Annotated in this window: 22 protein-coding genes; 3 read left to right on the top strand and 19 right to left on the bottom strand. The window is 71.1% G+C overall.

What is annotated here, in order from left to right; translation table 11 throughout:
- Positions 1 to 8 precede the first annotated feature (8 nt).
- From AB0E07_RS09265 to AB0E07_RS09255, 3 genes are all read right to left on the bottom strand, one after another.
- Positions 9 to 1,403 (bottom strand): alanine racemase, encoded by a 1,395-nt coding sequence (locus AB0E07_RS09265; RefSeq protein WP_362247833.1) that lies wholly within the window; start codon positions 1,401 to 1,403, stop codon positions 9 to 11.
- 94 nt (positions 1,404 to 1,497) lie between these two features.
- Complete coding sequence (locus AB0E07_RS09260) at positions 1,498 to 3,321, bottom strand: ABC transporter ATP-binding protein (protein ID WP_362247831.1); 1,824 nt, start codon at positions 3,319 to 3,321, stop codon at positions 1,498 to 1,500.
- Positions 3,318 to 5,054 (bottom strand): ABC transporter ATP-binding protein, encoded by a 1,737-nt coding sequence (locus tag AB0E07_RS09255; protein WP_362247829.1) that lies wholly within the window; start codon positions 5,052 to 5,054, stop codon positions 3,318 to 3,320. Before AB0E07_RS09255 ends, AB0E07_RS09260 begins: the two co-directional genes overlap by 4 nt.
- A gap of 356 nt (positions 5,055 to 5,410) precedes the next feature.
- Between AB0E07_RS09255 and AB0E07_RS09250 the strand changes: the two genes are divergently transcribed.
- The 3 genes from AB0E07_RS09250 to AB0E07_RS09240 are packed head-to-tail and all read left to right on the top strand — an operon-like array spanning position 5,411 to position 6,560.
- The gene (locus tag AB0E07_RS09250; protein ID WP_362247827.1) at positions 5,411 to 5,557 is read left to right on the top strand and encodes a hypothetical protein; all 147 of its coding nucleotides are present in this window, start codon (positions 5,411 to 5,413) and stop codon (positions 5,555 to 5,557) included.
- A complete protein-coding gene (locus AB0E07_RS09245) occupies positions 5,554 to 6,129 on the top strand; it encodes a PRC-barrel domain-containing protein (protein WP_362247825.1) in 576 nt (191 codons plus the stop codon). The genes AB0E07_RS09250 and AB0E07_RS09245 overlap by 4 nt, the downstream gene beginning before the upstream one ends.
- Positions 6,129 to 6,560 (top strand): PRC-barrel domain-containing protein, encoded by a 432-nt coding sequence (locus AB0E07_RS09240; protein WP_362247823.1) that lies wholly within the window; start codon positions 6,129 to 6,131, stop codon positions 6,558 to 6,560. The genes AB0E07_RS09245 and AB0E07_RS09240 overlap by 1 nt, the downstream gene beginning before the upstream one ends.
- On the opposite strand, the gene AB0E07_RS09235 is transcribed toward AB0E07_RS09240, so the two are convergent.
- The 16 genes from AB0E07_RS09235 to AB0E07_RS09160 form a co-directional block, all read right to left on the bottom strand.
- Positions 6,462 to 7,361, bottom strand: a complete 900-nt coding sequence (locus AB0E07_RS09235; RefSeq protein ID WP_362247821.1) for an ABC transporter ATP-binding protein — start codon at positions 7,359 to 7,361, stop codon at positions 6,462 to 6,464. The two genes, AB0E07_RS09240 and AB0E07_RS09235, sit on opposite strands and share 99 nt — an antisense overlap.
- A 10-nt stretch (positions 7,362 to 7,371) precedes the next feature.
- Positions 7,372 to 8,337, bottom strand: coding sequence for an iron ABC transporter permease (locus AB0E07_RS09230; RefSeq protein ID WP_362248308.1), 966 nt, complete (start codon positions 8,335 to 8,337; stop codon positions 7,372 to 7,374).
- Between the two features lie 56 nt (positions 8,338 to 8,393).
- Entirely contained in the window at positions 8,394 to 9,437 is a 1,044-nt protein-coding gene (locus AB0E07_RS09225) for an ABC transporter substrate-binding protein (protein WP_362247819.1), read from the bottom strand.
- A 32-nt stretch (positions 9,438 to 9,469) separates the two neighbouring features.
- Positions 9,470 to 13,852 (bottom strand): amino acid adenylation domain-containing protein, encoded by a 4,383-nt coding sequence (locus AB0E07_RS09220; RefSeq protein WP_362247817.1) that lies wholly within the window; start codon positions 13,850 to 13,852, stop codon positions 9,470 to 9,472.
- Positions 13,839 to 14,093, bottom strand: coding sequence for a phosphopantetheine-binding protein (locus tag AB0E07_RS09215; RefSeq protein ID WP_362247815.1), 255 nt, complete (start codon positions 14,091 to 14,093; stop codon positions 13,839 to 13,841). Before AB0E07_RS09215 ends, AB0E07_RS09220 begins: the two co-directional genes overlap by 14 nt.
- Before the next feature lie 52 nt (positions 14,094 to 14,145).
- The gene (locus AB0E07_RS09210) at positions 14,146 to 15,738 is read right to left on the bottom strand and encodes a long-chain-fatty-acid--CoA ligase (protein WP_362247813.1); all 1,593 of its coding nucleotides are present in this window, start codon (positions 15,736 to 15,738) and stop codon (positions 14,146 to 14,148) included.
- A gap of 61 nt (positions 15,739 to 15,799) precedes the next feature.
- Positions 15,800 to 16,330 carry an FcoT family thioesterase gene (locus AB0E07_RS09205; protein WP_362247811.1) on the bottom strand — a complete coding sequence of 177 codons (531 nt, stop codon included), beginning with the start codon at positions 16,328 to 16,330 and terminating at the stop codon, positions 15,800 to 15,802.
- Entirely contained in the window at positions 16,327 to 17,217 is an 891-nt protein-coding gene (locus AB0E07_RS09200; protein ID WP_362247809.1) for a TauD/TfdA family dioxygenase, read from the bottom strand. The genes AB0E07_RS09205 and AB0E07_RS09200 overlap by 4 nt, the downstream gene beginning before the upstream one ends.
- 86 nt (positions 17,218 to 17,303) lie before the next feature.
- A complete protein-coding gene (locus tag AB0E07_RS09195) occupies positions 17,304 to 17,540 on the bottom strand; it encodes a phosphopantetheine-binding protein (RefSeq protein WP_362247807.1) in 237 nt (78 codons plus the stop codon).
- A 71-nt stretch (positions 17,541 to 17,611) separates the two neighbouring features.
- A complete protein-coding gene (locus AB0E07_RS09190) occupies positions 17,612 to 18,670 on the bottom strand; it encodes a beta-ketoacyl-ACP synthase III (RefSeq protein WP_362247805.1) in 1,059 nt (352 codons plus the stop codon).
- A 158-nt stretch (positions 18,671 to 18,828) separates the two neighbouring features.
- Entirely contained in the window at positions 18,829 to 20,229 is a 1,401-nt protein-coding gene (locus tag AB0E07_RS09185) for an MFS transporter (RefSeq protein ID WP_362247803.1), read from the bottom strand.
- Positions 20,230 to 20,494: 265 nt separating this feature from the next.
- Positions 20,495 to 21,250, bottom strand: a complete 756-nt coding sequence (locus AB0E07_RS09180; protein WP_362247801.1) for an aspartyl/asparaginyl beta-hydroxylase domain-containing protein — start codon at positions 21,248 to 21,250, stop codon at positions 20,495 to 20,497.
- A 216-nt stretch (positions 21,251 to 21,466) separates the two neighbouring features.
- A complete protein-coding gene (locus AB0E07_RS09175) occupies positions 21,467 to 21,691 on the bottom strand; it encodes a hypothetical protein (RefSeq protein ID WP_362247799.1) in 225 nt (74 codons plus the stop codon).
- A gap of 138 nt (positions 21,692 to 21,829) precedes the next feature.
- The gene (locus tag AB0E07_RS09170; RefSeq protein WP_362247797.1) at positions 21,830 to 22,351 is read right to left on the bottom strand and encodes a copper chaperone PCu(A)C; all 522 of its coding nucleotides are present in this window, start codon (positions 22,349 to 22,351) and stop codon (positions 21,830 to 21,832) included.
- Complete coding sequence (locus AB0E07_RS09165; protein ID WP_362247795.1) at positions 22,348 to 24,675, bottom strand: heavy metal translocating P-type ATPase; 2,328 nt, start codon at positions 24,673 to 24,675, stop codon at positions 22,348 to 22,350. Before AB0E07_RS09165 ends, AB0E07_RS09170 begins: the two co-directional genes overlap by 4 nt.
- A complete protein-coding gene (locus AB0E07_RS09160) occupies positions 24,675 to 24,935 on the bottom strand; it encodes a hypothetical protein (protein WP_362247793.1) in 261 nt (86 codons plus the stop codon). The genes AB0E07_RS09165 and AB0E07_RS09160 overlap by 1 nt, the downstream gene beginning before the upstream one ends.
- Positions 24,936 to 25,013: the final 78 nt, after the last annotated feature.

Genomic DNA, 25,013 nt, shown 5'->3' with positions numbered 1-25,013 from the left:
CGGTGAGGTCAGATCCCGTCCAGTCGCCAGCGCGGCGGTGCGCCGCCGTCCCCGAGCGTCAGCACGGCTTTCAGGGGCAACGCGGCGTCGTGGAAGGGTGATTCGTTGGAGTCCATCTGGTAGCCGGCGGTGTTGAGGTAGACCAGGTGGTCGCCGCGCCGGACGGGGCGCGGGAAGCCGATCTTCCGCCAGGTCACCAGGTCGCTCTCCAGGCAGGTCGAGCCCGCCACGCAGGCGGGGAAGGTCTCGACGGGGGCGGGCCGGGCGGACATCAGCAGCGGGTCGGGGAGGTAGTCGCTGTTGAACCACTGTTCGGAGAGGCTGAAGCTGCTGCCCTCGACGGTCACGATCGCGTACCCGTCGTCGGCCCTCCGGTCGTCGACCTGCTGCACCCGGAACATGGTGAATCCGGCCTGGTCCAGCAGGGCGCGTCCGGGCTCGACGACGAAGCGGACGCCGTGGCGGGCGGCCTTCGCCGACAGGCTCCCCTCGCCGCCCACGGGGTGCGCCATGATCGCGCGCACCGCCTGCGCGGCGGGCTGCCCTCCGTAGGGATAGAAGTCCTTGAAGCTCTTGTCCGCGTGATAGTGGGCGGGTTCGTTCTGCTCGACGAACGCCTCCCACCGACGCGGGTCGACGTAGCGGACCGGCAACCCGCCGCCGATGTCGACCAGTTCGGCGGAGCGCGCGCCGCGCCGCCGGGCGTCGAGACAGTGGTCGATCATCTCGTTCGCGGCCGTGGCGCGCTCCGCGGTGGAGTAGCCGTTCAGATGGAAGGAGAAGCCCCGCAGGCGGATGTGGTCGTCGAGTTCGGCGCACAGGCCGACGGCGGCCGTCCGGTCGGCGGCGGACAGTCCGAAGCGGCTGGTCGGCTGGCTGGTCGCGCGGGCGCGCAGCAGCACATCGGCGCGGAGCCGCGCGACGCGTGCCGTCGCCGCGAGCCGGCGCAGTTCGCTGACCGAGTCGACGGCGATCAGGCAGCCGTGCCGGACGGCGAGGGAGAGCAGCGTGTCGTCCTTCTCCGGGCCGGAGACTCCGATCCGGTGTCCGGGCACTCCCCCGGCCAGAGCCTTGACCAGTTCGGGGGTGCTGGCCACGTCGATTCCGGCCCCGAGGGCGGCGGCGGATTTCGCGTAACAGTCCGCCTTGTTCGCCTTCTTGGCGAACAGGATGTCGGCGGTGGCCCCCGACTCGGCGAACGCACGGCGCAGGGCGGTGACGTTCTCCTCGAAGATCTCGGGCAGCACGATGTGCAGCGGTGACCCGAGACCGTCGAGGAGGTCGGCCAGCAGAACGCGGTGATCCGCGAGGAGTGCGGAGACCGTGGGATGTCGGAGGGCGGTGAGCGCGAAAGGCTGGACTCCGGCAGTCGGGGACGCCGGCGGCTTTCGTGAAGTGAGCACGCCGTACTTTTATACGAGGATGACACTCATTTTCAATAGCGCCGGACGGGTGCGCCCTGTTCGCGCCGTACGAACAGGGCGTGAACCCCCCAAATCAGGCGTCCGGTGTGGCGAATCCCTCCAGCTGGGAGGCGAGCAGTTCGACGTAGGCCCCATCGCGGGCGAGCAGTTCCTCGTGGGTTCCGGTCTCCGCCACGCGTCCGCCGGAGATGACCACGATCCGGTCGGCGGTGAGGATGGTGGACAGCCGGTGGGCGATGACCAGGGTCGTCCGCCCCTGCCGGGCCTCCTCCATGGCTCGGGTCACCGCCTGCTCGCTGGCGGCGTCGAGGTTCGACACGGCCTCGTCCATCACCAGGATCGGAGCGTCCTTCAGCAGGGCCCTGGCGATCGCGATGCGTTGCCGCTGGCCACCGGACATCAACGCCCCGAGTTCACCGGCGACGGTGTCGTACCCCTCCGGGAGCGAGGTGATGAACTCGTGCGCCTGGGCGGCCCGGGCTGCGGCCTCGACCTCCTCGTCGGAGGCGTCGGCGCGGCCGAGCCGGATGTTGTCGCGCAGGCTGGTGTGGAACAGGAAGGTGTCCTGCGGCACCAGCGTCATGAGGCGGCGCAGGTCCTCCTGCGGGAAGTCGCGGACGTCGTGCCCTCCCACGGAGACCGATCCGGCCGACACGTCCCAGAACCTCAGCAGCAGGTTGGCGCAGGTCGACTTGCCCGCGCCGGAGTGCCCCACCAGCGCGACGGTCTCCCCGGGGCGGATCTCGAAGCCGACGTCGCTCACGGCGGGCGGCAGATCGGCCCGGTAGCCGAAGGTGACGGCGTCGAAGCGGACGTGCGGTGCGAGCGGGCCGGACGGGGCCTCGGTGACCAGATCCCTCACCGGGGCCGGCGCGTCGAGCAGGGTGTTGATCCGCTCGGCCGCCGCCGCGACCATGGACAGCTCACGTGCCACCTCGGTGACCTTCAGCACCGGGACCATCGCCATCGCGGCCAGCACCACGGCGACCGGGAAGAGCGAGCGGTCGAGTTCGTCCGCGACGACGAGCCGGGCACCGAGCACCAGGACCACGAGGATGCCCAGGACGGCGATGGTGTCCGTGGCCGCGTACTCGATGCCGCCGCGGCGCCCGTGGGCGGCCTTCGCGCGGGCCAGCCGGGCGCCCTGGGTGCGCAGCAGCCCGAGCCGCTGGGCGTGGGCGCCGAAGTTCACCAGTTCGCGCAGCCCTTGGAAGGTGTCGGTGCTGTCGGCGCTCATCCGGCCCAGGGAGTCGCGCAGTTCGTGTCCGTGCCGTTCGGCGTGGCGCCGCAGCCAGGCCGGGACCGAGGCGAGCAGGACGAGGATCGGCACCAGGACACAGGCCAGCGACCAGTGGAACCAGCCCAGGGCGACGGTGGTCGCCACCGGAACCGTCGACGCGACCGCCAACGGGCTGAGGGTGTGCGCGAAGAACAGCTCGATCTGCTCCACGTCGGAGACGGCCGCGGAGCCCAGGTCGCCGGAGCGCCGTTCCAGCATGTAGCCGGGCGAGAGGCGCTCGAAGGCGGCGAACACCTTCGCCCGGGTGTCGGCGAGGGCACGGAAGGCCGCGACGTGGGCGTAGGTGCTGTCGGCCACGTTCATGACCACCAGCGGCACGATCAGGCAGCCGAGCAGGATCAGCCAGCCGCCGAGCTGGTCCGTGGAGGCTCCGGCGGCCGCCCGCGCCACCACGTACGCGCCGATGCCGGCCGAGGCGAGCTGGAGCAGTTGGTGCAGGACGCCCGCCAGGTAGGCCACCGCGATGAGGCGGCGGTGCTCTCCCAGGAGGGGGATCAGGCTGCCCAGTCGGGTGGCGAGGGAGCGGCCCGGCTCCGGCCGGTCGGCGGTGTGGCCGCCGTCGGCCCCGTGGTCGTGGGTGTGGAGGGTCGATGTCATGCCTGTGCTCCGGTCTGGGTCGCGACGAGTTCGGCGTAGAGGCCCTTTCCGGCCACCAGGTCGGCGTGGCTTCCTGACTCGACGATCCGGCCGGAGTCCATCACCACGATCCGGTCGGCGTCGCGCACGGTGGACAGCCGGTGCGCGATGACGACCGTGGTGCGGCCGCGGGTCAGTTCGCCGAGCGTGCGCGTGATCTCGGCTTCGTTCGCCGCGTCGATGCTCGACGTCGGCTCGTCGAGGACCAGCACGGGGGCGTCCTTGAGGAGGGCGCGGGCGATGGCTATGCGCTGGCGTTCGCCGCCGGACAGTTTGAGGCCGCGTTCCCCCACGACCGTCTGGAGACCCTGGGGCAGGCGGTCGATGAACTCGGCGGCCCGTGCCGCCGTCACCGCGCGCCTGATTTCGTCCTCGGTGGCCTCCGGTTTGGCGAGCAGCAGGTTCTCGCGGACCGTGCCGTGGAAGAGGTAGGTGTCCTGTGCCACGACGCCCACCAGGGAGCGCAGTTCGGCCAGCGGGTAGGCGCGAATGTCGTGGCCGTCGAGGCGGATGGAGCCCTCGTCGGTGTCGAAGTAGCGCATCAGCAGGCCGAGTACGGTGCTCTTGCCCGCTCCGGAACGGCCCACGACGGCGACTCGCTCACCCGGCGCGACCGCCAGGCTGAACCCGTCGAGGGCCGGCGTCCGCCGCGTCGGGTAGCGGAAGCGGAGAGCGTCGAACTCCAGCCCTGGAGGGTTCCGTCGCAGGACTGGGGCGGTCGGCGCCGTGTCCTGGACATGCGGTTCGAGGCGCAGGACGTCCGCGACCGCGCGGCCGGCCGGGACGGCGGAGTGGGCGGCGTGGTAGGCCGCCTCCAGCTCGTTCATGGGCCGGAAGGTCTCGCGGGTCAGCATGAGGATCGTGAACAGGCCCGTGATGCTGAGCGATCCGGTCGCGGCGTGCCAGGCGCCCAGTGCGACCGCTGCCGCCGTGCCGATCGGCACCAGCAGCTGTCCGATGCTGGAGGAGGCGCACCAGGCCACCATCAGCCTGATCGAGTCCCGGCAGAAGGCCTCGCCCCGCTCCACCAGTTCCCGGCCCCGTCGGCCGCTGGCGTTGAACGCCTTGAGGGTCGCCATCCCCTGCGCGGCGTCCAGGCTCTCGGCGTAGAGGCCGCGGTAGGAGATCATCCAGCGGTCGCCGCGCTCCTTGATCCACTTCGCCCCGGCCAGCTGGGACAACGGCGCCAGCAGGGCACAGGCCAGGACGACGAGGCCCACCGGGAGGTCCACCGACATCACGTACGCCGACGCGAGGCAGGACCCGAGCACGGAGGCCACGACGGACGGCAGGAAGCTGCCCACCAGCGGGTCCAGCAGTTCCACGGAGTCCACCAGCGTGGACTGGAGGTCGCCGGTCCGCATCCGCTGGGCCTGGCCCGGCCCGATCTCCATCAGCTTCAGCGTGAGGCGCTCACGCACCGCCTCCTTCACCCGCGCGGACACTCGCGGTGCCCAGGAGTCCTTGACGACGATCAGGCCGATCCGGGCCAGTTGCAACGCCCCGATCGCGGCCAGCGGGCCGAGCAGACCGTCGGCGTCGTCCGAGGAGAACACCCGGGCCAGCACGTCCGCTATCAGCAGGCCCTGACCGACATAGGTCGCCGTGACAAGCAGCATCAGCGCGACGAGCCCGGCTGTCTCCACCCACGCCCGTGGTCGCAGTGCCAGGAACAGTTTGACGGTCGACCACACGGCCGCACCTCCACGAAGGTTTTCGCTCTCTTACGGAACCAGGGGACCGCCGGAAGGTGCCGCGAGGCGCCTGCTCGGTTACCCGCGCGCGTTCGCCGGTCCCCCATCGCCGACTCTATGAGAAAACCGTTGTCGTTATCGATCGCCGGTTCCGCTCCCGCCTCCCTCGCACGTGCCCGGCCTCCCCGCCCGGCGGCGACGGTTTCGCCGGCGACGCTGTGTGACGGCGTCGACCGGGGGTAGGGAGAGGTGCAGCGTGCTGCGCACGGACTTGGCCTGGACACCCGTCCGACCGAGAGAGATCCTGTTCAGGGAGTACGGGGGACACACCCGACTCCGAGGCGGAGGTGCCCGCGGTGGACTGGTGGTTCTGGCTCATTCTGGTGGTGGCCCTGGTGGCGGTTCTGGCGGGGTCGTTCCTCGGCGTCCAGGCGAGGCGTCGCAGCGGCGGTGTGATCGTCACACGGCGTACCCGCTCCAAGGGGAAGGGCACGGTCGCATGAGTACGCTCATGCCGGCATCGGAGATCACCAAGCGGCCCGTGGTGACCCTCGGCGGCGAACTGGTGGCGCGGGTCAAGGACGTCGTCCTGGACGGGCGCGCGGGCCGGATCTCGGGCTTCACCCTCAGCGGCCTGGGCCTGTTCGCCGGGCCCATGCGTCAGGCGCTGCCCTGGGAGGCCGTGTCGAGTCTGGGCACCGATGCCGTCATGATCCAGGACGAGACGGTCCTCCAGGACCGGGACGAGGTGGCCGACACCGCCGAGGCCGCGGGCGGCAGCGTCTTCGGAGCACGGGTCCTCACGGACACCGGGACGGACCTGGGACAGGTCACCGACGTGGTGATCGAGGTGACGGCCACGCAGGCCGTGGTCGCGGGGTACGAGATCGCCCCCAGCGCGGCGCTCGGCCGCAAAGGGCGCAAGGCGTTCCTCCCCCTGGCCAGGACGATCGCCGTGTCCGGCGAGGCACTCGTGGTGCCCGCCGAGGTCGCCGACTACATCACCGACGACCTGACCGCACTCCACAAGGCCATCCCCGAGTTCCGCACCCGGATGAGCGGGGAGAAGGCCTGATGCTGCTCTCCGAACTCACCGACCGGCCCGTGATGGACACCACCGAGGCCCAGAGCATCGGCCTGGTCGACGGCCTCGTCATCGCGCCGGGACCGGCCCGCGTCCTCGCCCTCCGGATGAAGAAGACCAACGGCGGAGGCACCCTGCTGACCTGGCAGTACGTGCACGCCATCGGCCCGGACGCGGTGATGGCCCGCGTCAACGCCCGCGAAGGCGACGACGCGGACCTCGACGAACACGCCACAGCCTGCCGCCACCTCATCGGCCGCCGGGTCCTGTCGGACCGCGGCACCGAGATCGGCACCCTGCGTGACATCGACTTCGATGCCGAATCAGGCAGGGTACTGAGCCTGCTCACATCGGCCGACACCGTCCCGGCACACGCGCTCGTCGGCGTGGGCTCGTACGCCGTCGTCGTCCGGAAGAGCTGACCCGCCCTCAGCCCCGTACACCTCCTCGTGGGCCAGCGGTTGGGCGTCGTAGCTGATGCGGACGACTCCGTCGGCGTGTCGGTCGGTGCGGGCGTGGACCCCGAAGACCGTGCGCAGGAGGGGAGGTGTGAGGACGTCCAGGACCGGGCCGGCCGCGACCACCGTGCCTTCGTGGAGCGCCACCAGGCGGTCGCAGAGCCGGGCGGCGAGGTCCAGGTCGTGCAGGACGGCCAGGGTGGTGACGCCGGTGGACCGGATCAGGTCCAGGAGTTCGAAGCGTGCCCGGATGTCCAGGTGGTTGGTGAGCTCGTCCAGGACCAGCAGGTGCGGTCGCTGGGCCAGGGCGCGGGCCAGCAGGACCCGCTGGCGTTCACCGCCGGACAGGGTGGTCTGGTCCCGGTCCGCGAACGGCCGCACCCCGCAGCGGTCGATCGCGTCCTGCACGGCCCGGCGGTCCTCCTCCCCGTCCCGTCCGAGGAGTCCGTGGTGCGGTGTCCGGCCCAGGGCGACGATCTCCGCGACCGTCAGTCCGCCCGTGTTGCCGCCGCCGTCCTGGAGCACGGCCGCGGTACGACGGGCCGCGGTCCGGGCCGACAGGGCCCACACGTCGTCGCCGCCGACCCGGACCACTCCCCCGGCCGGGCGCAGCGAACGGTAGACGGCGCGCAGCAGGGTGGACTTGCCGCTGCCGTTGGGGCCCACGAGTCCGACGACGTCGCCGGGGCGGACCTCCAGGTTCACGTCCCGCAGGATCGGGGTGCGGTCCAGGGCGATGTGGAGCTGGTCCACGGTGAGTTTCATCGGGTCCGCCTCATGCGTTGTCCAGGCCCTTGCTGCGGCGCAGCAGCCACAGGAAGAAGGGGGCGCCCAGGAGGGCGGTGAGGATGCCCAGGGGGAGTTCGTTGGGGCGGTTGACGGTGCGGGAGAGCAGGTCGACGAGGACGAGGTAGACGGCGCCGAGCAGCGCGGTCAGCGGCAGCAGTCTGCGGTGGTCGGCGCCCAGGGTGAGGCGGACCAGGTGGGGGATCATCAGGCCGACGAAGCCGATACTGCCCGCCACCGCGATGACGGTGCCGGTGAGCAGGGCGCTGATCACCAGCAGCAGGGCACGCAGCCGGTTGACGTCGACGCCGAGCGCGGTGGCGGACTCGTCCCCGGCGAGCAGGGCGTTCAGGCGCTTGCCGAACAGGGTGAGCAGGGCGGTGCAGGTGATCACCACGACGGTGACGGCGGGCAGTTGGCTCCACTGGGCCCCGGCCACGCTCCCCAGCATCCAGAACATCACCGTGCGCAACTCTGTCGGCGTGGCCTGGAGTTGGACGAAGCTGGTCGCCGAGAGCAGGACGTAGCCGACGGCGACGCCGGCCAGCACCAGGCGGGTCGGCGCGAGCCGTCCCGCCCGCCGGCCGAGGGCGAAGACGAGGACCCCCGCCGCGAGCGCCCCCACGAAGGCCGCGCCGGAGACGCCGATGCCGCCGAGGGCGGCGCCGCCCAGGGTGATGACCAGGACGGCGCCGAGGGAGGCACCGTAGGAGAAGCCGAGGACGATGGGGTCGGCCAGCGGGTTGGACACCAGGGTCTGGAGCACCGCTCCGGTGACCGCGAGCCCGGCGCCGACCAGTGCGGCCAGGGCGACGCGGGGGGTGCGGAAGTTCCAGACGATCTGGTCCGTGGCGGGGTCGCTCGTGGCGCCCTGTCCGGTGACGTGGTGGACGACGATGCTCCACACCTGTCCGACGGGCACGTTGACCGCGCCGATGCTGATCGCCACGATCATGACGGCGATCAGCACGGCGAGCAGGACGAGGGAGCCTCCCCACACGCCCAGGCGGCTCAGAACGCGTCGGGGTGCAGCATCTTCGCGATCTTCTCGACGGCGAGGTCGTTGCTGGGGCCGAGGTACATCGAGTCCGACAGCGTCACGTACGTGTTGTTCTTGGCCGCGGGCCACTGCGGGAACTCCTTGAGAAGCTTCTTGGCGTACGCACCCGGGTTCGGGTCGTTGTATCCGATGACGACGAGGGCGTCCACGTCGGTGGCGGCGACCTTCTCCTTGCTGAGGTCGGCGAAGGAGGTCTCCGAGGCGTCCTCGAAGGCGTTGGCGCCGCCGGCCTTGGCGAGGATGTCGTTGTAGATGCCCTTGGCGACGACCGAGCTGAAGTCGTTGCCGCCCATGGACATGTTGGAGAAGAGCACCATGACCTTGGGCTTCTTCTCGCTCTTGACCTTCGCGGCGACGGCGGCGATGTTCTTCTCGGAGTCGGCGACGATCTTCTCGGCCTTGTCGCTGACGTCGAAGACCTTGCCCATGTCGCGAAGCAGTTGGTAGCTGTCGGCGATGGTCATCCCGGAGGTGTCCTGGTCGCAGCCCTTCGGGGAGACATAGGAGTTGGCTCCGGTCTGCTGGAGCTGGTCGCGGGTGGCGAAGCCGTTCTTCTCGTCGTAGCCGTACGAGGTGGTGGAGAGCACCAGGTCGGGGCGGAGGCCGAGCATCGCCTCGCGCGGGATGTCGTAGGCGTCGTTCTGTTTGACGTCGCCGGTGGGCAGCTTCTTGATGGCGTCGGCGCGGCCGGGGACCTCGGAGGCGCCGTAGGTCTGCTGGTTGGCGACGATCCTGTCCTCGACGCCCAGGGCGAGCAGGGTGGAGACCTCGGCGACCGAGGCGCCGTTCATGACGACGACCCGGCTCGGGGCCTTGGTGAACTCCTCGGTCACTCCGCAGTTGTCGAGGGTGACGGGGTAACCGGCCTTGGCAGCAGCGGCGTTGTCGGTCTTGTCGGTCGTCTCCTTGGAGTCCGTGGAGGAGTCGGCGCAGGCGGCCGTCAGCAGACAGAGGGACGTGACCAGGGCGACGGCGAAGGGCCGTTGCTTCGGCATGGGGGCTCCTTGGGTGCGGAGTCGTGGGTGACTCATGTTCTGTCGCAGTAGTCGGATGCGGTGTCGGGTTGGTTCCCGGCGGTTTCCGGCTTGTTCGTGTCTTGGCGGGACTTGGGAGCGGAGACTCGGGAGGGCTCAACCGTCGGTTGTGGCAGGGCTCCTGAGGCGACGCAGTGGTCCAGGTGACGGAAGAAGTCCGAGCGGTCGAGGGGCGTGGAGTCGATGCCGGAGTCGCGCAGGCCCTCGCGCACGTGGTCGGCGCGGATGTGTCCCGGGCCGAGGCCGGTGAGGGTGCCGGTGCCAGGTGTCCAGGTGTCGAGGAAGGCCAGCAGGGCCGCCGCGTCCGGCGCGGTGCCGGGCAGCAGGGTCCGCCATGCGGTCAGCGGCAGCACGCGGCACGGGTAGCCGTACTCCGTGAGCCATGAGTAGACGTCGGTCATGCGAACGGGGGCCTCGGCGGCGTGGTTGAACACCTTTGGGGTGGTTGCTGGTTGTGCGAGGGCGAGGTGGACGACGGCCGCCGCGACCCGGTCGGCGGGGTTCCATGTCTCCGCGTCGAACAGCTCGGGGACGATCCCTTCCGGTATGCCGGCCCGGAGCACGCTCCACAGGAAGTCCCGTTCGTTGACGTGGCCGGTCGAGGCCGGTCCCACCACGCGTCCGAGCCGGTGCACGGTGACCGGGAAGCCCCGCTGGGCGGCCTGTTCCAGCAGCCGTTCGGAGGCCCACTTGGACTGCTGGTAGCCGTAGCGCAGTCCCGGGTGGGCGGGCAGGAAGTCCTCCGGCACTTCGGGGCTGTGGGAGGCGGGCGGGGCCACGGAGAGGGTGGAGACGTAGTGCAGGGGGATCGCGCGCTCGGCGGCCATGCGCAGGAGTTCTCGGGTGGAGTCGAGGTTGGCGGCGCGCAGGGTGGCGTACTCGCGCATGATGCTGACCACGGCACCATTGTGGAAGAGGGCGTCGCAGGTGGCGGCCAGTTCCTGGAACCGCGGTTCGGACAGGCCGAGTCGGGGCAGGGCGAGGTCGGCGGGTACGGCGGTCACCCGGTCCAGGTCCGCGTGGGACGGCTGGAGTGCGTGGGTGTGCAGGGCGGCACGGATGCGGGCGTTAGCCTCGGCCTCGTCCCCGGCGCGGACCGGGCAGACGATCTCGGCGCGGGTGCGCTGAAGCAGTTCGGCCAGCAGGTGCACGCCGACGAAGCCGGTGGCGCCGGTCAGCAGGACGCGCTGCGGGTCTGCGGTCGGGCGAGGGGCGTTACCCGCCGGACGCAGGTCGGGGTCCAGGACTGTGTCGGCGAGCAGGGTTGGCGGCAACTGCGGTTCGGCGGGGCCGGGTTGTTCGCCGGTCGGGGTTTCGCGGTTCAGGAAGAGTGCGAGTTCCGCGGGGGTCGCGTACTGGAAGAACCAGGCGACCTTGAGGTCCCGGCCGAGTTCGACGCCGAGGCGGTTGGCGGCCTGGATGGCCTGGAGGGACTGTGCGCCGAGGTCGAACACGTCGTCGTGCGGGCCGACTTCGACACCGCCCAGTACCAGTCTCCAGACGCTGGTGATGGTGCGCAGCAAGGTCCCGTCGGATTCGGCGGTGTTGCCGTCGGTCGCGGGCGCGGGGACCAGGGCCGCGAGGCGGGTCCGGTCGGTCTTGCCGGAGGAGGTGCGGGGCAGGGCGTCGGTGAACTCGATGGCGGACGGGATCATCGCGGCCGGCAGCCGGGCCCGTAGATGGTCGCGTACGCTCCCGGCGGTCGGGGGTCTGGTGCCCGCGACGAGGTGGGCCACGAGCCGTCGCGTCCCGTCCGCCAGGACCTGGCCGACGACGGCGGCGTCGAGGACGTCGGGGTGCGCGAGCAGCGCGTTCTCGACCTCGGTGGGCTGCACACGGTGACCGCTGATCTTGAACTCGTCGTCGGCCCTGCCGTGAAAGCGGAGTTGGCCGTCCGCCCCGACGGAGACCAGGTCGCCGGTGCGGTAGGCGCGTGGTGCGCCGGGCAGTCCGGTGAGCGGGGCGAACCTGGCCCGCTCCTCCTCGGAGGCGTCACGGTAGCCGTCGGCCAGGTTTCCCCCGAGCAGATACAGCTCGCCGTCCGCCACGGCGGCCCGGGTGCCGGGCAGGGGCAGGCCGATCGGGACGTCGCCGGGCGTGAGCGCGGGGTCGTGCAGGTCGGCGACGGTGGCCACGACGGTCGCCTCGGTCGGTCCGTAGGTGTTGAACAGGCGGACGGAGGTGCCCACGGCCTTGCGCCACCGGTCGACGCGGTCCGCGAGGGCCGCTTCCCCTCCGACGACGACGGTCCGGACGGCCTCGGGCACGGCTGCCGTGCCGGTGGAGACGGTGTAGGCGATCTCGTGCCAGTAGGCGGTGGGCAGATCGAGGAAGCTGATGTTCAGTCGGGCGCATGCGGCGAGGAAGCCGGGCACCGAGTCGGTCATGTCCTCGGGGCGGATGACGAGGGTGGCGCCGGTGCAGAGTGCCAGGAAGATCTCTTCCACGCTGGCGTCGAAGTGCAGTGGCGCGAACTGCAGGACCCGGTCCTCGGGGCGGAGGCCGTAGCGGTGCGCGGCGCCGCGTACGAAGCGGGACAGGGCCCGGTGGCCGGTCTCCACGCCCTTGGGCTTTCCGGTGGATCCGGAGGTGTGGATGACGTAGGCGAGGTCGTCCAACTCCGGTGCATCGGGGGCGCGGCCGGCCGTGCGGCCCGAGGCGTTCGGGTCGTCCGCGGTCAGTAGGAGCGCGGGGCGGGCGGAGGCGAGCAGTTCATCGGTACGGCTCGCGGGTGCGGTGGGGTCGAGGGGGCAGTACGCCGCCCCGGAGAGCAGCACGCCCAGCAGGGCGGTGATCGCTTCGATGCCGCGCGGGAGGGCGACGGCGACCAGGTCCCCCTGGCCGATGCCCTGATCCGCCAGCCGTCCCGCGAACTCGCCCGCCGACCGGATCAGCTGCGCGTAGCTGACCTGTCTGCCGTCCTGTTCGAGGGCCACGGTCTCGCCGTGCCAGGCCGCCCGGTCGGCCATCAGGGCGATGACCGTGCGATCGGGGCCCGGGAGCGGGCCGCCGTCCAGGACGACGGGTGCGGTCCCTGTGCCGAGGGCGTGGTCGTGCTGGGCGAGGGTGGTGAGCGGCTCGTCGGGGGCCGCGACGGCCGCGTCGAGCAGGTCGAACAGGTGCCGCTGGTGTGCGGCCACCTCCTCCTCCGTGTACAGGTCGGGGTTGCCGTCGACGGCGAATCTGAGGCCGCCGCCCTCGGAGCGGTCGTAGACGTTGAAGGCGAGGTCGTCGACGGGACCGGCGGAGACGTTGTGGACCGTGCTGCGGTGACCCGCGAAGCGCAGGTCGTACGCGAACGGCATGACGTTGACGCCGGGACCGGACAGGCGCCGCTGTCCGCCCACCAGTTTCAGGTCGCGGCGCAACTGCTCGTACCGGTAGCGCTGGTGGGGCAGGCCGGCCCGCAGTTCCGTCGAGACGCGGGCCGTCAGCTCGCGCAGGGTGTCGCCGGGCCCGACCGTCACCCGCAGGGGCAGGATGTTGCGGACCATGCACGGTACCCGCAGGGCGACGGAGCCGAGGCGGCCCATCGCGGGCACGCTCAGGACGATCTCGGGGGCGCCGGTCACACGGTGCAGGTGGGCGGCGGTCACCGCGAGGACGATCTCGGACCAGGTCACGCGCAGTTCCCGGGCGGTGGCCCGCAGGGTCTTGGCCTGTGCGGCGTCGAGGTCGGCGACGTTCCGGTGGAAGCCGCGGGCGGGCAGGGCGGTACGCCCGGCCGGGCTCGCGACGTCGGGGCGGTCCGCGTAGCGCCCGGTCCAGTGGGCGCGGTCGCGGGCGCGGCGCTCGGAGTTGCGGTAGGCGTCCTCCTCCTCGCGCACCGCGGCCAGGGTGCCGAAGCCGCTGTCGCCGACGGGTCGGCCGGTCACCAGGGCTGTGTAGACCTCGGCGACCCGGCGGGCGACGAGGGAGAGTCCGAAGCCGTCGAGGGCGATGTGGTGCACACGGTGGTACCAGAGGTAGCGGTCGTCGGAGAGGCGCAGCAGCGCGTGTCCGAAGACGGGGCCGCGGGCCAGGTCGACCGGACGGTCCATGTCCATGCCGATCCAGGACAGGGCGCAGGCCAGTGGGTCGGGCTCGGTGGAGAGGTCGGCCCGGTGCAGCCGCCAGCCGTCCGCCGGGGCGGGTACCTCCCGGGCACGGCCGTCGCCGTCCGCGGCGAAGGACACGTTCAGTGCCTCCGTCTCGGCGACGACGTGGTGCACCGCGCGGTCGAAGGCGTCCCCGTCCACCGGGCCCTCGATGAGGACGTATTCGGCCGTGTTGTAGGCGGGGCTGTCCGGGTCCAGGCACTGGCCGGTCCAGATGCCCTCCTGGGCGGGGAGCAGGGGGCGGCCCGGGGCGGCCTCGGCGCGGTCAGTCGTCGGCACGGGCGGCTCCCGTCCGTTCGGAGAGCAGGTGCCACCAGTCGGCGAACGTGGCGCGTTCGGCGAGTTCGACGAAGGTGACCTCGACGCCCGCCTCCCGCCACTGCTCGATCAGCGTCACGATGCGCAGTGAGTCCATGCCCGCGTCGAACGGGCTGCCGTCCAGGTCGACTTCGTCGGGTTGCTGGTAGAGGTGTTCCGCGAGGTCCGCGCGGAACGTCTCCAGGGTGAGGGGAGATGCCATGGTGTCGGTCTCTTTCGAATAGCTCGGCCGGACAGCGGGCGGGCGTCGGGCGTCAGTTGACCTTGCGCTCCGCGTCGCGCCAGAACCGGTCGCGCAGTTCGCGGCGGAGGATCTTGCCGCTGGGGTTGCGCGGGACGTGGTCGATGAACTCGTAGCGGGCCGGCAGCTTGAAGGCGGCGAGCCGCGGGACGAGGAAGGTGTGGAGGTCCCTCGGAGTGAGGGAGGCTCCGTCGGCGGGGACGACGAAGGCGTGCACGTATTCGCCCCACCGCTCGTCCGGGGCTCCGACGATCACCGCTTCGGCCACCTCGGGGTGGTGTTCCAGGACGTTCTCGATCTCCGCGGGGTAGACGTTCTCCCCGGCGACGAGGATGGCGTCCTTGATACGGTCGCGGATGAAGAGGTAGCCGTCGGTGTCGACGTAACCGGCGTCACCGGTGTGGATCCAGCCCGCGACGAGTGTCTCGGCGGTCTTGTCGGGCAGGTGCCAGTACTCGACCATGTGCGCGGGCGTGGCCAGGCACACCTCGCCGACGGCTCCGGCGGGCAGTTCGCGGCCCTCGTCGTCGATTACCTTGACCCGTACGCCGGGATAGGGGCGGCCGGCGGCCTGCATGAGCGGGGTGCCGGGCGTGTGTGCGGCGGGCGGCAGACAGACGGCGGTGTTGCCGGTCTCGGTCAGTCCGTAGATCTGGGCGAACTCGCAGTCCAGGACGGCGAGGCTCTCGGTGAGCAGGGCTTCGGAGATCGGGGATCCGCCGTAGACGGTCTTGCGCAGGGTGGTGAAGTCCTTGGCGTCCACGCCGGGTTCGGCGAGCATCATGCGGAGCATCGCGGGGACGACGCAGGCGGTGGTGATGCCCAGGTCGCGGATCAGGTCGACCGCCTGGCGGGCAGCGAAGGCACGCATCGCGACCACGGTGGTACCGGCGTTGAAGTTCTGCGTGGCCCACCACAGCCCGCCGATGTGGAAGCCGGGGATGCCGATCAGTGCGATGTCACCCGGGCGCCAGTCGATCCAGTCGACGCCCGCCTCGGCCATCGCGTCGGCGATGGCGAAGAAGCTGCGGTGGGCGAGGACGACACCCTTGGGCAGTCCGGTGGTGCCGCTGGTGTAGAGCTGGGCGATCGGTGCGTCCCGGGCGGCCTCGAACGCGCCGGTGTCGTCGGCGGGGTGCGCGGCCTTCCAGGCGGCGATGCCCTCGCCGCCGTCGAGAGTGACGACGGTCCCGGGCGGCTCGGTCGGCATGGCGTCGACGATGCGCCGGAACTCCTCCTCCAGGAACAGCAGTCGGGTACCGGAGTCCTGGAGGATGTGGCTGACCTCGGGCGCGGTCAGCCGCCAGTTCACGGGCACAAGCACGGTGCCGGTCTTGGCGCAGGCGAAGAGGATCTCGTAGTAGTGCTCCGACTCCTTGCCCAGGTAGGCGACTCGGTCGCCGGGTTCGAGTCCAGCGGCCCGCAGGGCGTGGGCGACGCGGTTGCTCTCCTCGTGCAGGGCGCGGTAGGTCAGCTCGCGGCCCTCGCACAGCACGGCCGGGGTGTCCGGCTGCCGCTGGGCGTGCAGGCGAGCGGTGTCGACGAGGGTGCGCGGGCGTGCCGGGGGCTCCTGGGCGGGGTGGGACGGGGTCGGTGACGCGTCCATGCGGGGGGCTCCGTTGTGTGGGTACGCGGGTGGCTGTGCCGGTGTTCCGAGTGGGCGCGGTTCAGGTGATGTTGACGAAGGCGAGCGTCGCCTCGCCGTCGCAGCGGCCTCCGTCGGCGTCCCAGAACCGGTGGACGGTGCGGGCGTGCAGGAACGGGTCGGCGCCGGCGGGAGCGCGCCGGGTGACGGAGGTGAACTCCATCTCCCCTTGGAAGGCAGGGGGGTTGACGGGCCTGCGGAACTGGGAGGCGAAGCGGGCGATGAGGATGTCCGGCAGCTGGTGCCGCCAGAAGTCGTCCACCGTCCAGTCCTCGAAGCCGGTCAGCAGCTTCTCCTGGACGGACTTGGCGACGAGGTAGTACATCATCTGGTTGTAGGCGATGTTGACCTCGACCGAGTTCAGGTGGCCGGTGTCGTCGATGTAACAGGACTCGGCGATGGCGAACTCGCAGCGGGCGGCGGTCAGTCCCTCGCGTGCGGTGACGACGGCCGAGCGCAGGTACTTGCAGTGGGCCTTGTAGGGGGTCAGGACCCGCGCGAGCAGTTCCTCGTCCGTGTCGTGAACGGTGCGCTCCCCGGCGGTGGTGGTCATGCGGCGGCGATCCCGTCGTGCAGCCTGCGTTCGTCGTGCACGGTGACGCGGTACGAGACCGTGGGTTCGGGCGTCGTGGTGTGCCGGGCCCGGTGGATGAGGCTGCGGTTGTCCCACACCAGCAGGTCGCCCTTCTCGAAGCTCTGGAGGTGGATGTTGGGGTGCTCGAAGGTGTCGTCGTACTGTCCGGTCGCCTCGAACAGCCGCTTGAGGAGTTCCTCGTCGAGCGGGTTGCCGTCCGCGTCCTCGATGCCGACGGTGAAGCCCTCGCTGAGGTACAGGACGGTCTCGCCGGTCATCGGGTGGGTGAAGGTGGTGGGCTGGCGTACGGCCGGGGTCTTCCGCTCGATCTCGTCGATGATCTCCGAGATGGGGCGGTACACGTCGTGCGGGCGGATCTTGAAGTACTTGCGCACGGAGTGGGTGCAGTACGTGTTCTCGATCTCCTTCTTCAGCTCCTCGGGCAGCCGTTCGTAGGCCGGGCCCATGTCGATGAAGTAGGTGCCGCGGTTCTTCTCCGGTATCACCTGCGGGTAGATCAGGGTGATGCCGAAGGGGTCGGGCATGAACTGGTAGTCGGCGTGCCAGAACTTGCCGGTCTTGGGTACGCCGATCTGCTTGCCGTTCTCGGGCACGTTGGAGGAGACGAAGACCTCCGGGACCTCGGGGTGCTGGTACATCGGCTCGTAGTAGGTCTCCGGGCGGCCGAGGCGCCTGCCGAGGTCGAGGAAGCCCTGCGGGGTGAGGTCCTGGTCCTTCAGGACGGCGATCTTCCTGGTGTGGACGGCCCTCTTGAGAGCCTCGACGTCGGCGGCGGAGGCGGTGGTGTGGTCGAAGTCCTCGACGACGGCGCCGAGAGCCGCGCCGTACTGGTCGGTGATGCGCACGGAGGTACGTCCTTTCCGGTGGGGAGCGCTGCTTGGGGGTGGATCAGGTCAACCGGCGGCCGGTGAGCGGCCGTTGGCTCGCCGGATCAGGCCGGTTGCTTGGCCTCGATCAGCTCGACGGCCTGGGCGAGGGTGAGGTCGGGTTCGAGTTCGCTGTCGGGGACGACCACACCCAGGTCGCGCTCGATGCGGATGCTGATCTCGACCATCGTCAGCGAGTCGACGTCGAGTTCGCCGAAGGTGGCCTCCGGGCGGATCCGTTCGGCCGGGACGTCGTGCAGCCGGCCGACGATGTCGGCGAGTCGTTCGTAGGTGGTGCTCATGGATGCGTTGTCTCTCCTTGTCGGGCGTGCCGGGTTCGGGCAGGTCGTGCGGTGGGGGCGGAGTCGGGGGGTCAGGGCCAGGTCAGGAGGCACGAGCCCCAGGTGAGGCCGCCTCCGAACGCCGTGAGCAGCAGTCGGTCTCCGCGCGCGAGGGTCCCTCGGGCTGCGGCGTCGGCCAGGGCGAGCGGGATGGACGCGGCGCCCGTGTTGCCCACGGACTCCACGTGGGTGGCGCAGCGCTCCAGGGGCAGGCCCAGCTCCTCGGCGACCGAGCGGAGGATCCGCAGGTTGGCCTGGTGCGGTACGAAGAGGTCGACGTCGTCGGTCTTCCGGCCGGCCCGGTCGAGCACCGTGCGGGCCGACTCCGTCATCCGGGTCACGGCATGCCGGTAGACCTCCTTGCCGCGCATCGCGAAGTGCCGATCGGCCCGGCTGGTCTCGGGGGTCAAGGGCACGCGGGAGCCGCCGGCTGCCACCGTGATCATGTCCTCGTGGGTGCCGTCGCTGCCGAGGTCGAAGGGGCCGAGCGCGCCGGGCTCGTCGGCGTGTCCGGCCCGCAGGAGGACCGCTCCGGCGCCGTCGCCGAAGATGACGGCGTTGGCCCGGTCCATCGGGTCCACGAGGGTCGAGTAGGCGTCGGCGCCGATGAGGAGTACGCGTCGGGCGACTCCGGACGCGATGAGTCCGGCGGCGGTGGCGAGGCCGTAGACGAATCCGGTGCAGACGGCGGCCACGTCGAACGCGGCCGCTCCGGTCAGCCCCAGGCGGGACGCGACGAGCGGGGCGGTGGCCGGGCAGGTGCGGTCGGGTGTGGTGGTGGCGACGATCACGGCGTCCACGCCGTCCACGCCTTCGCCGTCCGCGCCTTCGCCGTCCGCGCCTTCGCCGTCCGCGTCGGTGAGCGCGCGGCGTCCCGCCTCGACGGCGAGGTCGGAGGTGGCCTGGCCGGGCGCGAGCACATGGCGGGCGCGGATGCCGGTACGGGTACGGATCCAGGCGTCGTCGGTGTCGAGCCGACGGGCCAGTTCTTCGTTGGTCACCACGTGGGGCGGCACCCAGACACCAACCGAGCACAGGACTGCGGCGGCCGACGCGGCGGGCACGGCCGCGTCTACGGCGGCGAGGGGCATGGGTGGGCTCCAGGGGGTGGCAGGTGGGGGTGGCCGGAGATCGGGAGCGGCTCCGGGGAGGTCGGGCTCGGGCGGTCGTCGCCCTCGCCCCGGTGGCGGCCGAAGAACACCGGAGGCAGGAGGGTAGATCTGTGGTGCGGGCGCGTGAGGTGACCGGTCTATCCGGGCCTCTGGCGCAGGGTGAGGGTGGCGAGCGCGCCGCAGCCCAGCGCGGCGGCCATGACCAGTACGGCCACCCTGATGCCGTCGAGGAGGGCGCGGACGTCGGTCTGCTGGCCTATTCCGCCGGCCACCGCGACCAGGACGGCGAGTCCGACGGCGCCGCCGACCTGAAGCGTGGTGGACGCCATGCCCGAGGCGAGGCCCTGGTCCTCCGGCGCGATTCCGGAGGACGCGGCGATCCACATGCCGGTCCAGGCGGCTCCCTGTCCGATGCCGAGCAGCACGATCCCGGGGAGCAGTGCCGTGTAGCCCCGGTCGGTGCCGAGCCCGAGCACGAGCGCCACCGATCCGACGGCGCCCAGCATCAAGCCCCCGGCCAGCATGCGGCGCGTGCCGAGAGCGGCCACCGTCCGCTCCCCCGCCTGGGTGCCGAGTGCGACCACCACGGCGGGGAGGAGGAAGGCGAACCCGGTCGCCAGCGCGCTGTAGCCGTGCACGCGCTGGAAATAGAGGGTGAGGAAGTACGGCAGGGAGCTGAAGGCCGCGCTGTACAGGGCCGTCAGGCCCATCGCGGCGAGCAGTCCGCGGTGTGCCAGCAGCCGCCCCGGGAGGAGTGGGTCGCCTGACCGGCTCTCCACCGCGGCGAACACGGCCAGCAGGACCACGGCCCCGGCCGCGCTCGCCAGGGCTCCTCCGCTGAGCCAGCCCGCGGCCGGGGCGTGCACGAGCAGGAACACCAGCAGGGTGAGCCCGCCCGTTGCACTCAGCGCTCCTGCGATGTCGAAGCGGCGTGTGCGGTCGCGGGCCCGGTCGGCGGGGAACAGTCGGTAGCCGGCCAGGGCCAGGCCGGCGGCCACCGGGACGTTGACCAGGAACACGGCGGGCCAGCCGAAGGCGTCCACGAGGACGCCGCCGAGCAGCGAGCCGAAGCACAGGCCCCCGGCTCCGGCTGCGCCCCAGAGCGCCAACGCCCGGTTCCTGAGCGGGCCTTCCTCGTAGAGTGTGTTGATCAGGGCGAGGGTGGCCGGGAACAGCAGGGCTCCCCCGATCCCCTGGACGGCCCGGACCGCGATGAGCACCCAAGGCTCCTGCGCCGTCCCGCCGACGAGGGAAGAACCGGCGTACAGCAGCGCGGCGGTGACGAACATGCGGCGTCGGCCCAGCAGGTCCGCGGCCCGTCCGCCCAGCAGCAGGAATCCGCCCGTACTGACGACGTAGGCGCTGACCACCCACTGCAAGTATCGGTCGGAGAAGCCCAGTTGCTCGCCCATGTCCGGCAGGGCCACGTACACGATGTTGAAGTCGAGCGCGATGACCAGCTGCGCGAGCGCCAGCACGAGCAGGGGTATCCCGAGTCGTCCACGATGGGCCGCCCGGGACGGTTCGGTCACCGACATGTACAGCAACCTCTCTGACTCGGAAGCGGAATGATGAATAGGAATTCGGAGAGTCCGGCACAGGAAATGCGGCCGCCCAGGAAAGGGTTCGCTCCTTTTCGGCCACCATAGCATCGCCAACACGGCGACCGACAGACCAAATTGAACGAGGAAACAGAAGGGAATTCCCATTCAAGGGCAGCACCGAAACCCGACAGTCAATGAATGTCGGGTCGGTTGAAATGCGAACGGTGCGAACGGAATTACGTGCGCATTGATTTCCGCGTCACGCTTGTCCCATGAGCCGGCGCACCTCCGTGATCAGAGCTACCAGGGCCGCCCGCTCGGGTTTCGTGGTCTCCGGATGCCACAGGTCCACCAGGAGACAGGTGCGCGGGCGAATTCCGCCGTTGCGCGCCTCGTGTTCGAACGAGTAGTCGAAGAGGAGACAGTGTCCCTCGTCCCAGCCACGGGTCTCACCGGCGACCGCGATCTCGCACCCGTCGGGGATGTCGACCGCGAGGTGCAGGTTGATGCTGAAGTTCCACAGATCGCAGTGCGGTGCGACCGTCGCCCCGGGAAGCAACGTGGAGAAGTGGGATTCGAGCAGCGGGCAGATGATGTCCGTGTCGACCGCGAACTCCCTCAGGACCCGGTACGCCGTGGGCATGGAGGCGGCCGAGGACTCGACCATGCCTCCGTCACGGTAGAGATGGAGAGCCTGCCAGTTCTGTTGCCGCGTCAAATAGTGCTCGTAGTCGGAGAAGGAATCCTGGCGTTCACTCCACGCCGTGGCCAACTCTTCCTTGATGGCCGGGTGATGGGCTTCCATCTCTTTCACGAAGGGCAGGAACTCGGAGTATCCGTAGGGATCGTGCCACGGCACGGCCGGGAGTCCCGGCAGAATCCATTTGGCCCCCTTCTGCAACGGGTGTCGATCGCCGCCCGCCCCTACGGCGAGCATCTCCTCCACCCGGACGATCGAATCCGCTCCGTACTGTGCGCGTATGACCTCGAAGGCGTAGTCCAACTCGGGTGTCATGCAGCCTGTGCCCCCAGCGTCTCGGTTCGCGTCCGGCTCCGGCTCCGGCTCCGGAAGGAGCCGCACTCGCCTGCCGTATTAGTAGTCGGGCCGCGGGGGCATCGAGTTCCCGTGATTCTTGGGCGAGTTGGTCAAGGGGCGGACGGACAGCGGGCAGCGCCGCGTCAGCCTCGGTCGACGTCTGACCGGTCTTGAGAGGGGGCGACGGTGGAGTCGTCAGGTCGTCGTGACTCCGTCGAGCTTGCCGGACTTGGCGTCCGACACCAGATTCGCGAACTGGTCGGCGCTCATCTGCACCCGCTGGCCGAAGTCGTCCGTGAGGACGACCCGCCGGTCCGCGGGAGCGGCGGGGTCGACGAACAGCTGGGGACAACCGCAGTTGCAGTCCCCGCAGAACGTCGCCACAGGTTCGAGCCCGGCCATTCCATCGAAGTCGGTCATCGCTCTCAGCCTTTCGCTTGGGGGCGCCCCACCACGGGTGAGCGCCCGCTGCCGAACCCGGAGCATCTCCCCGAGGCCCTTGCTGTACTGCCGCTCCACGCGAACGCCGGTCCGGCGGAGACGCGAAGGATGTGCCGGTCAGGACTCGCCGGCACTCGGCGGGCCGACCACCGCCAGCGCGTCGACCGCGCCCTCGTGCTCGAAGTGCAGCGTGAACGGCACCAGGTCGCCCTCCTCCCAGCCCTTGTCCGCGCGCAGGGTCACGTTGAATCTGCCCGGGGCCATGGCGACCGTCACTCCGGACGGCACCGCGATCGAGTCGATCTCCTGGTCCGTGGCGGTGTTCTCGGTGACCATCCGATGCCCGGTGAGGGTGGTGCCGCCGCGGACGGCGGTCGTCGTCACCCGCACCAAACGGTCGTCCGCTCCACCGGAGTTGGTCATGCGGAAGTACGCGGAGGTCTCCGGCGTGTCACCGAAGGACAGCCACACCCGGCCGTCGGTGACGGAGATCTCCGGCGGGCTGCCGGCGTTGCCAGTACTGACCCAGGTGGTCAGAGCGCCGAGGGCGACGCTGCACGCGGTCACCGGGGCCAGAGCGGCCAGCAGGGTGTCGTGGAGACGGGGGCGCGTGGGCCGCCACGAGGACGCTCCGCTCATCGCGCGCCCCCTCGGGCCGTCCGGCTCCCGGCCGGTCGGCGCGACCGGACCGTTGACGGCTGCCAGGTGCGCAGCCGCAGGCTGTTGGCGACGACCAGCACGGAACTCACCGACATCGCGGCGGCGGCCACCATGGGATTGAGCAGCCCCACCATGGCCAGCGGCACGGTCACCACGTTGTAGCCGAAGGCCCACATCAGATTGGCGCGGATGGTTCCGAGGGTGCGTCGGGCGAGGCGCACGGCGTCGGCGAGGGCCTCGATGTCACCGCGTACCAGGGTCACGTCGGCCGCGCCGATCGCCGCGTCGGTGCCGCCTCCCATGGCGATGCCGAGGTCGGCGCCGGCCAGGGCCGCGGCGTCGTTGACACCGTCGCCCACGACGGCGACGCGGTGGCCCTGTTCTCTCAACTCCCGGACCAGTTCAGCCTTGTCCTCGGGGGTGCAGCGGGCGTGCACGTCGTCGATGCCGAGCGCGGCCGCGACCGCCCTCGCCGAGGCGTCCCGGTCGCCGGTGGCGAGAACGGGCCGCACCCCGAGGCGGCGCAGGGCGTCCACGGCGCGGTAGCTGCCGGGGCGCACCACGTCGCCGACCTCGATCAGTGCCTCGACCGCACCGTCCACGCGTACGAGGACCGGTGTGTGCGCGGCCGCCTCGGCCACGGGGAGCGCGTCGGCCAGGTCCGCCGGCATCTCGTAGTCCGGGGCGACGACCTCCACGAGCCGGCCCTCGACCCGGCCCCGGACACCCTGCCCCGGCGTGGCCACGAAGCCCGTCACGGCGGGCAGCCGCTCTCCTTGAGCTGTCCGGACCGCGTACGAGGCGATGGCCCGGCCCAGCGGATGCTCCGAACCCCGCTCCACCGCCCCCGCCAGCCGCACCACTTCGTCGCGGCCGAGCCCACCCGCCGACGCGGTGACCCGGGCGACGCTCATGTGCCCGGAAGTGAGGGTGCCGGTCTTGTCGAGGACGACGATGTCGACGTGCTGGAGGCCCTCCAGGGACTGGGGACCCTTGACCAGCACTCCGAGCTGGGCCCCACGACCGGTGGCGGCCATCAGGGCGGTCGGCGTGGCCAGGCCGAGCGCGCAGGGACACGCGACGACCAGGACGGCCACGCAGGCCGTGATCGCCGCCTGCGCGTCGGCCCCCGCCCCGAGCCAGAAACCGAGGACGGTCGCCGCCAGGGCGAGCACCACGGGTACGAAGACCCCGGCGACCGAGTCCGCCAGCCGCTGCGCCCTGGCCTTGCCCGCCTGAGCCTGCGTCACCAGTGCGGTGATGCGGGCGAGTTGGGTGTCAGAGCCGACCGCCGTGGCGCGTACGACGAGCAGCCCGCCCTCGTTCACGGCTCCGCCCGTCACCGCCGCGCCGGGCTGCACCTCGACGGGTTCGCTCTCGCCGGTGACCAGGGACAGGTCGACGGCGGAGGAGCCCTCCACCACCTGTCCGTCGGTGGCCACGCGCTCGCCGGGCCGGACGAGGAAGGTCTGTCCGACCGTCAACTCCGCAATGTCCACATGGCGTTCGGTTCCGTCGGCGTCCCGTACGGCGACTTCCTTGGCCGCCAGCTCGGCCAGTGAACGCAGGGCGGCTCCGGTGCCGTGCCGGGCCCGGGCCTCCAGATAGCGGCCGGTCAGCACGAACAGCGGGACTCCGACCGCGGCTTCGAGGTACACGTGCGCCATGCCGTCGGAGGCTTCCGGCAGCAGACTGAACGGCATCGTCATACCGGGCTCGCCCGCGCCGCCGAGAAAGAGCGCGTACGCGGACCAGCCGAAGGAGGCGACCACGCCCAGCGCCACGAGGGTGTCCATGGTGGCCGTGGAATGCCGCAGCCCGCGCAGCGCCCGGAGATGGAACGGCCAGGCGCTCCACACGGCGACCGGGGCCGCCAGCACGAAGCACAGCCACTGCCAGTTCCGGAACTGCCAGGCGGGCACCATCGACAGCACGAGCACCGGCACGGACAGCGCAACGGTGATCAGCAGCCGCTCGCGGTCCCGCACGGTCGCGTCCTCGGGCTCGCCTTCGGAGGCCGGGTCCCGGTGCTCACGGCGGGGCTCGGGCGGCTTGGGCAGCTCGGCCGTGTATCCGGCCTGCTCGACCGTCGCGACCAGTTGCTCGGGGCCGACTTCGACGGGATGGACGACGCGGGCGATCCCGGTGGCCAGATTGACCGTCGCGGTGACGCCGTCCAGCTTGGCGAGCTTCTTCTCGACGCGCCGGACGCAGGCCGCGCAGGTCATTCCGCCGACGGTGAGGTCGGTACTGACCAGCACGGGAGCCTCACCGACGGGCACGGGTGTCTCTTCCGCCGCCATCAGCCGCCACTCCCGTGATCCATGTCCATGTCGTCCATGTCGTGGGTGCCGGCTCCTCCGCCGCCCGTTCCTCCGCCGCCGTCGCCGCCGGAGTCGTGCATACCGGGGGCGACGGGGCCGGCCTGGGCTCCGACGGCGTAGGACACGGTGAACACGAGCGCGAGCAGCAGCAGGAATCCGCACAGGGCGGGCGGCGGTGCGAGTCTGCGCAGGACCGCGCCCGCCCCCCGGGGCGCGGGCGACTGCTCGGGTTCTTCCACCACCGGCCTCCTTGATGCCTCTCGGACGGACCGGTCGCCGTGTCACCACGGGTGCGAGCCGGCCGTTGTGATTCAGGA

Source organism: Streptomyces sp. NPDC048002 (assembly GCF_040653275.1).
In the GTDB taxonomy this organism is placed as follows: Bacteria; Actinomycetota; Actinomycetes; order Streptomycetales; family Streptomycetaceae; genus Streptomyces.
The sequence above is the reverse complement of the archived record's forward strand: the minus strand, read 5'-3'. Positions and strand labels throughout refer to the sequence as shown.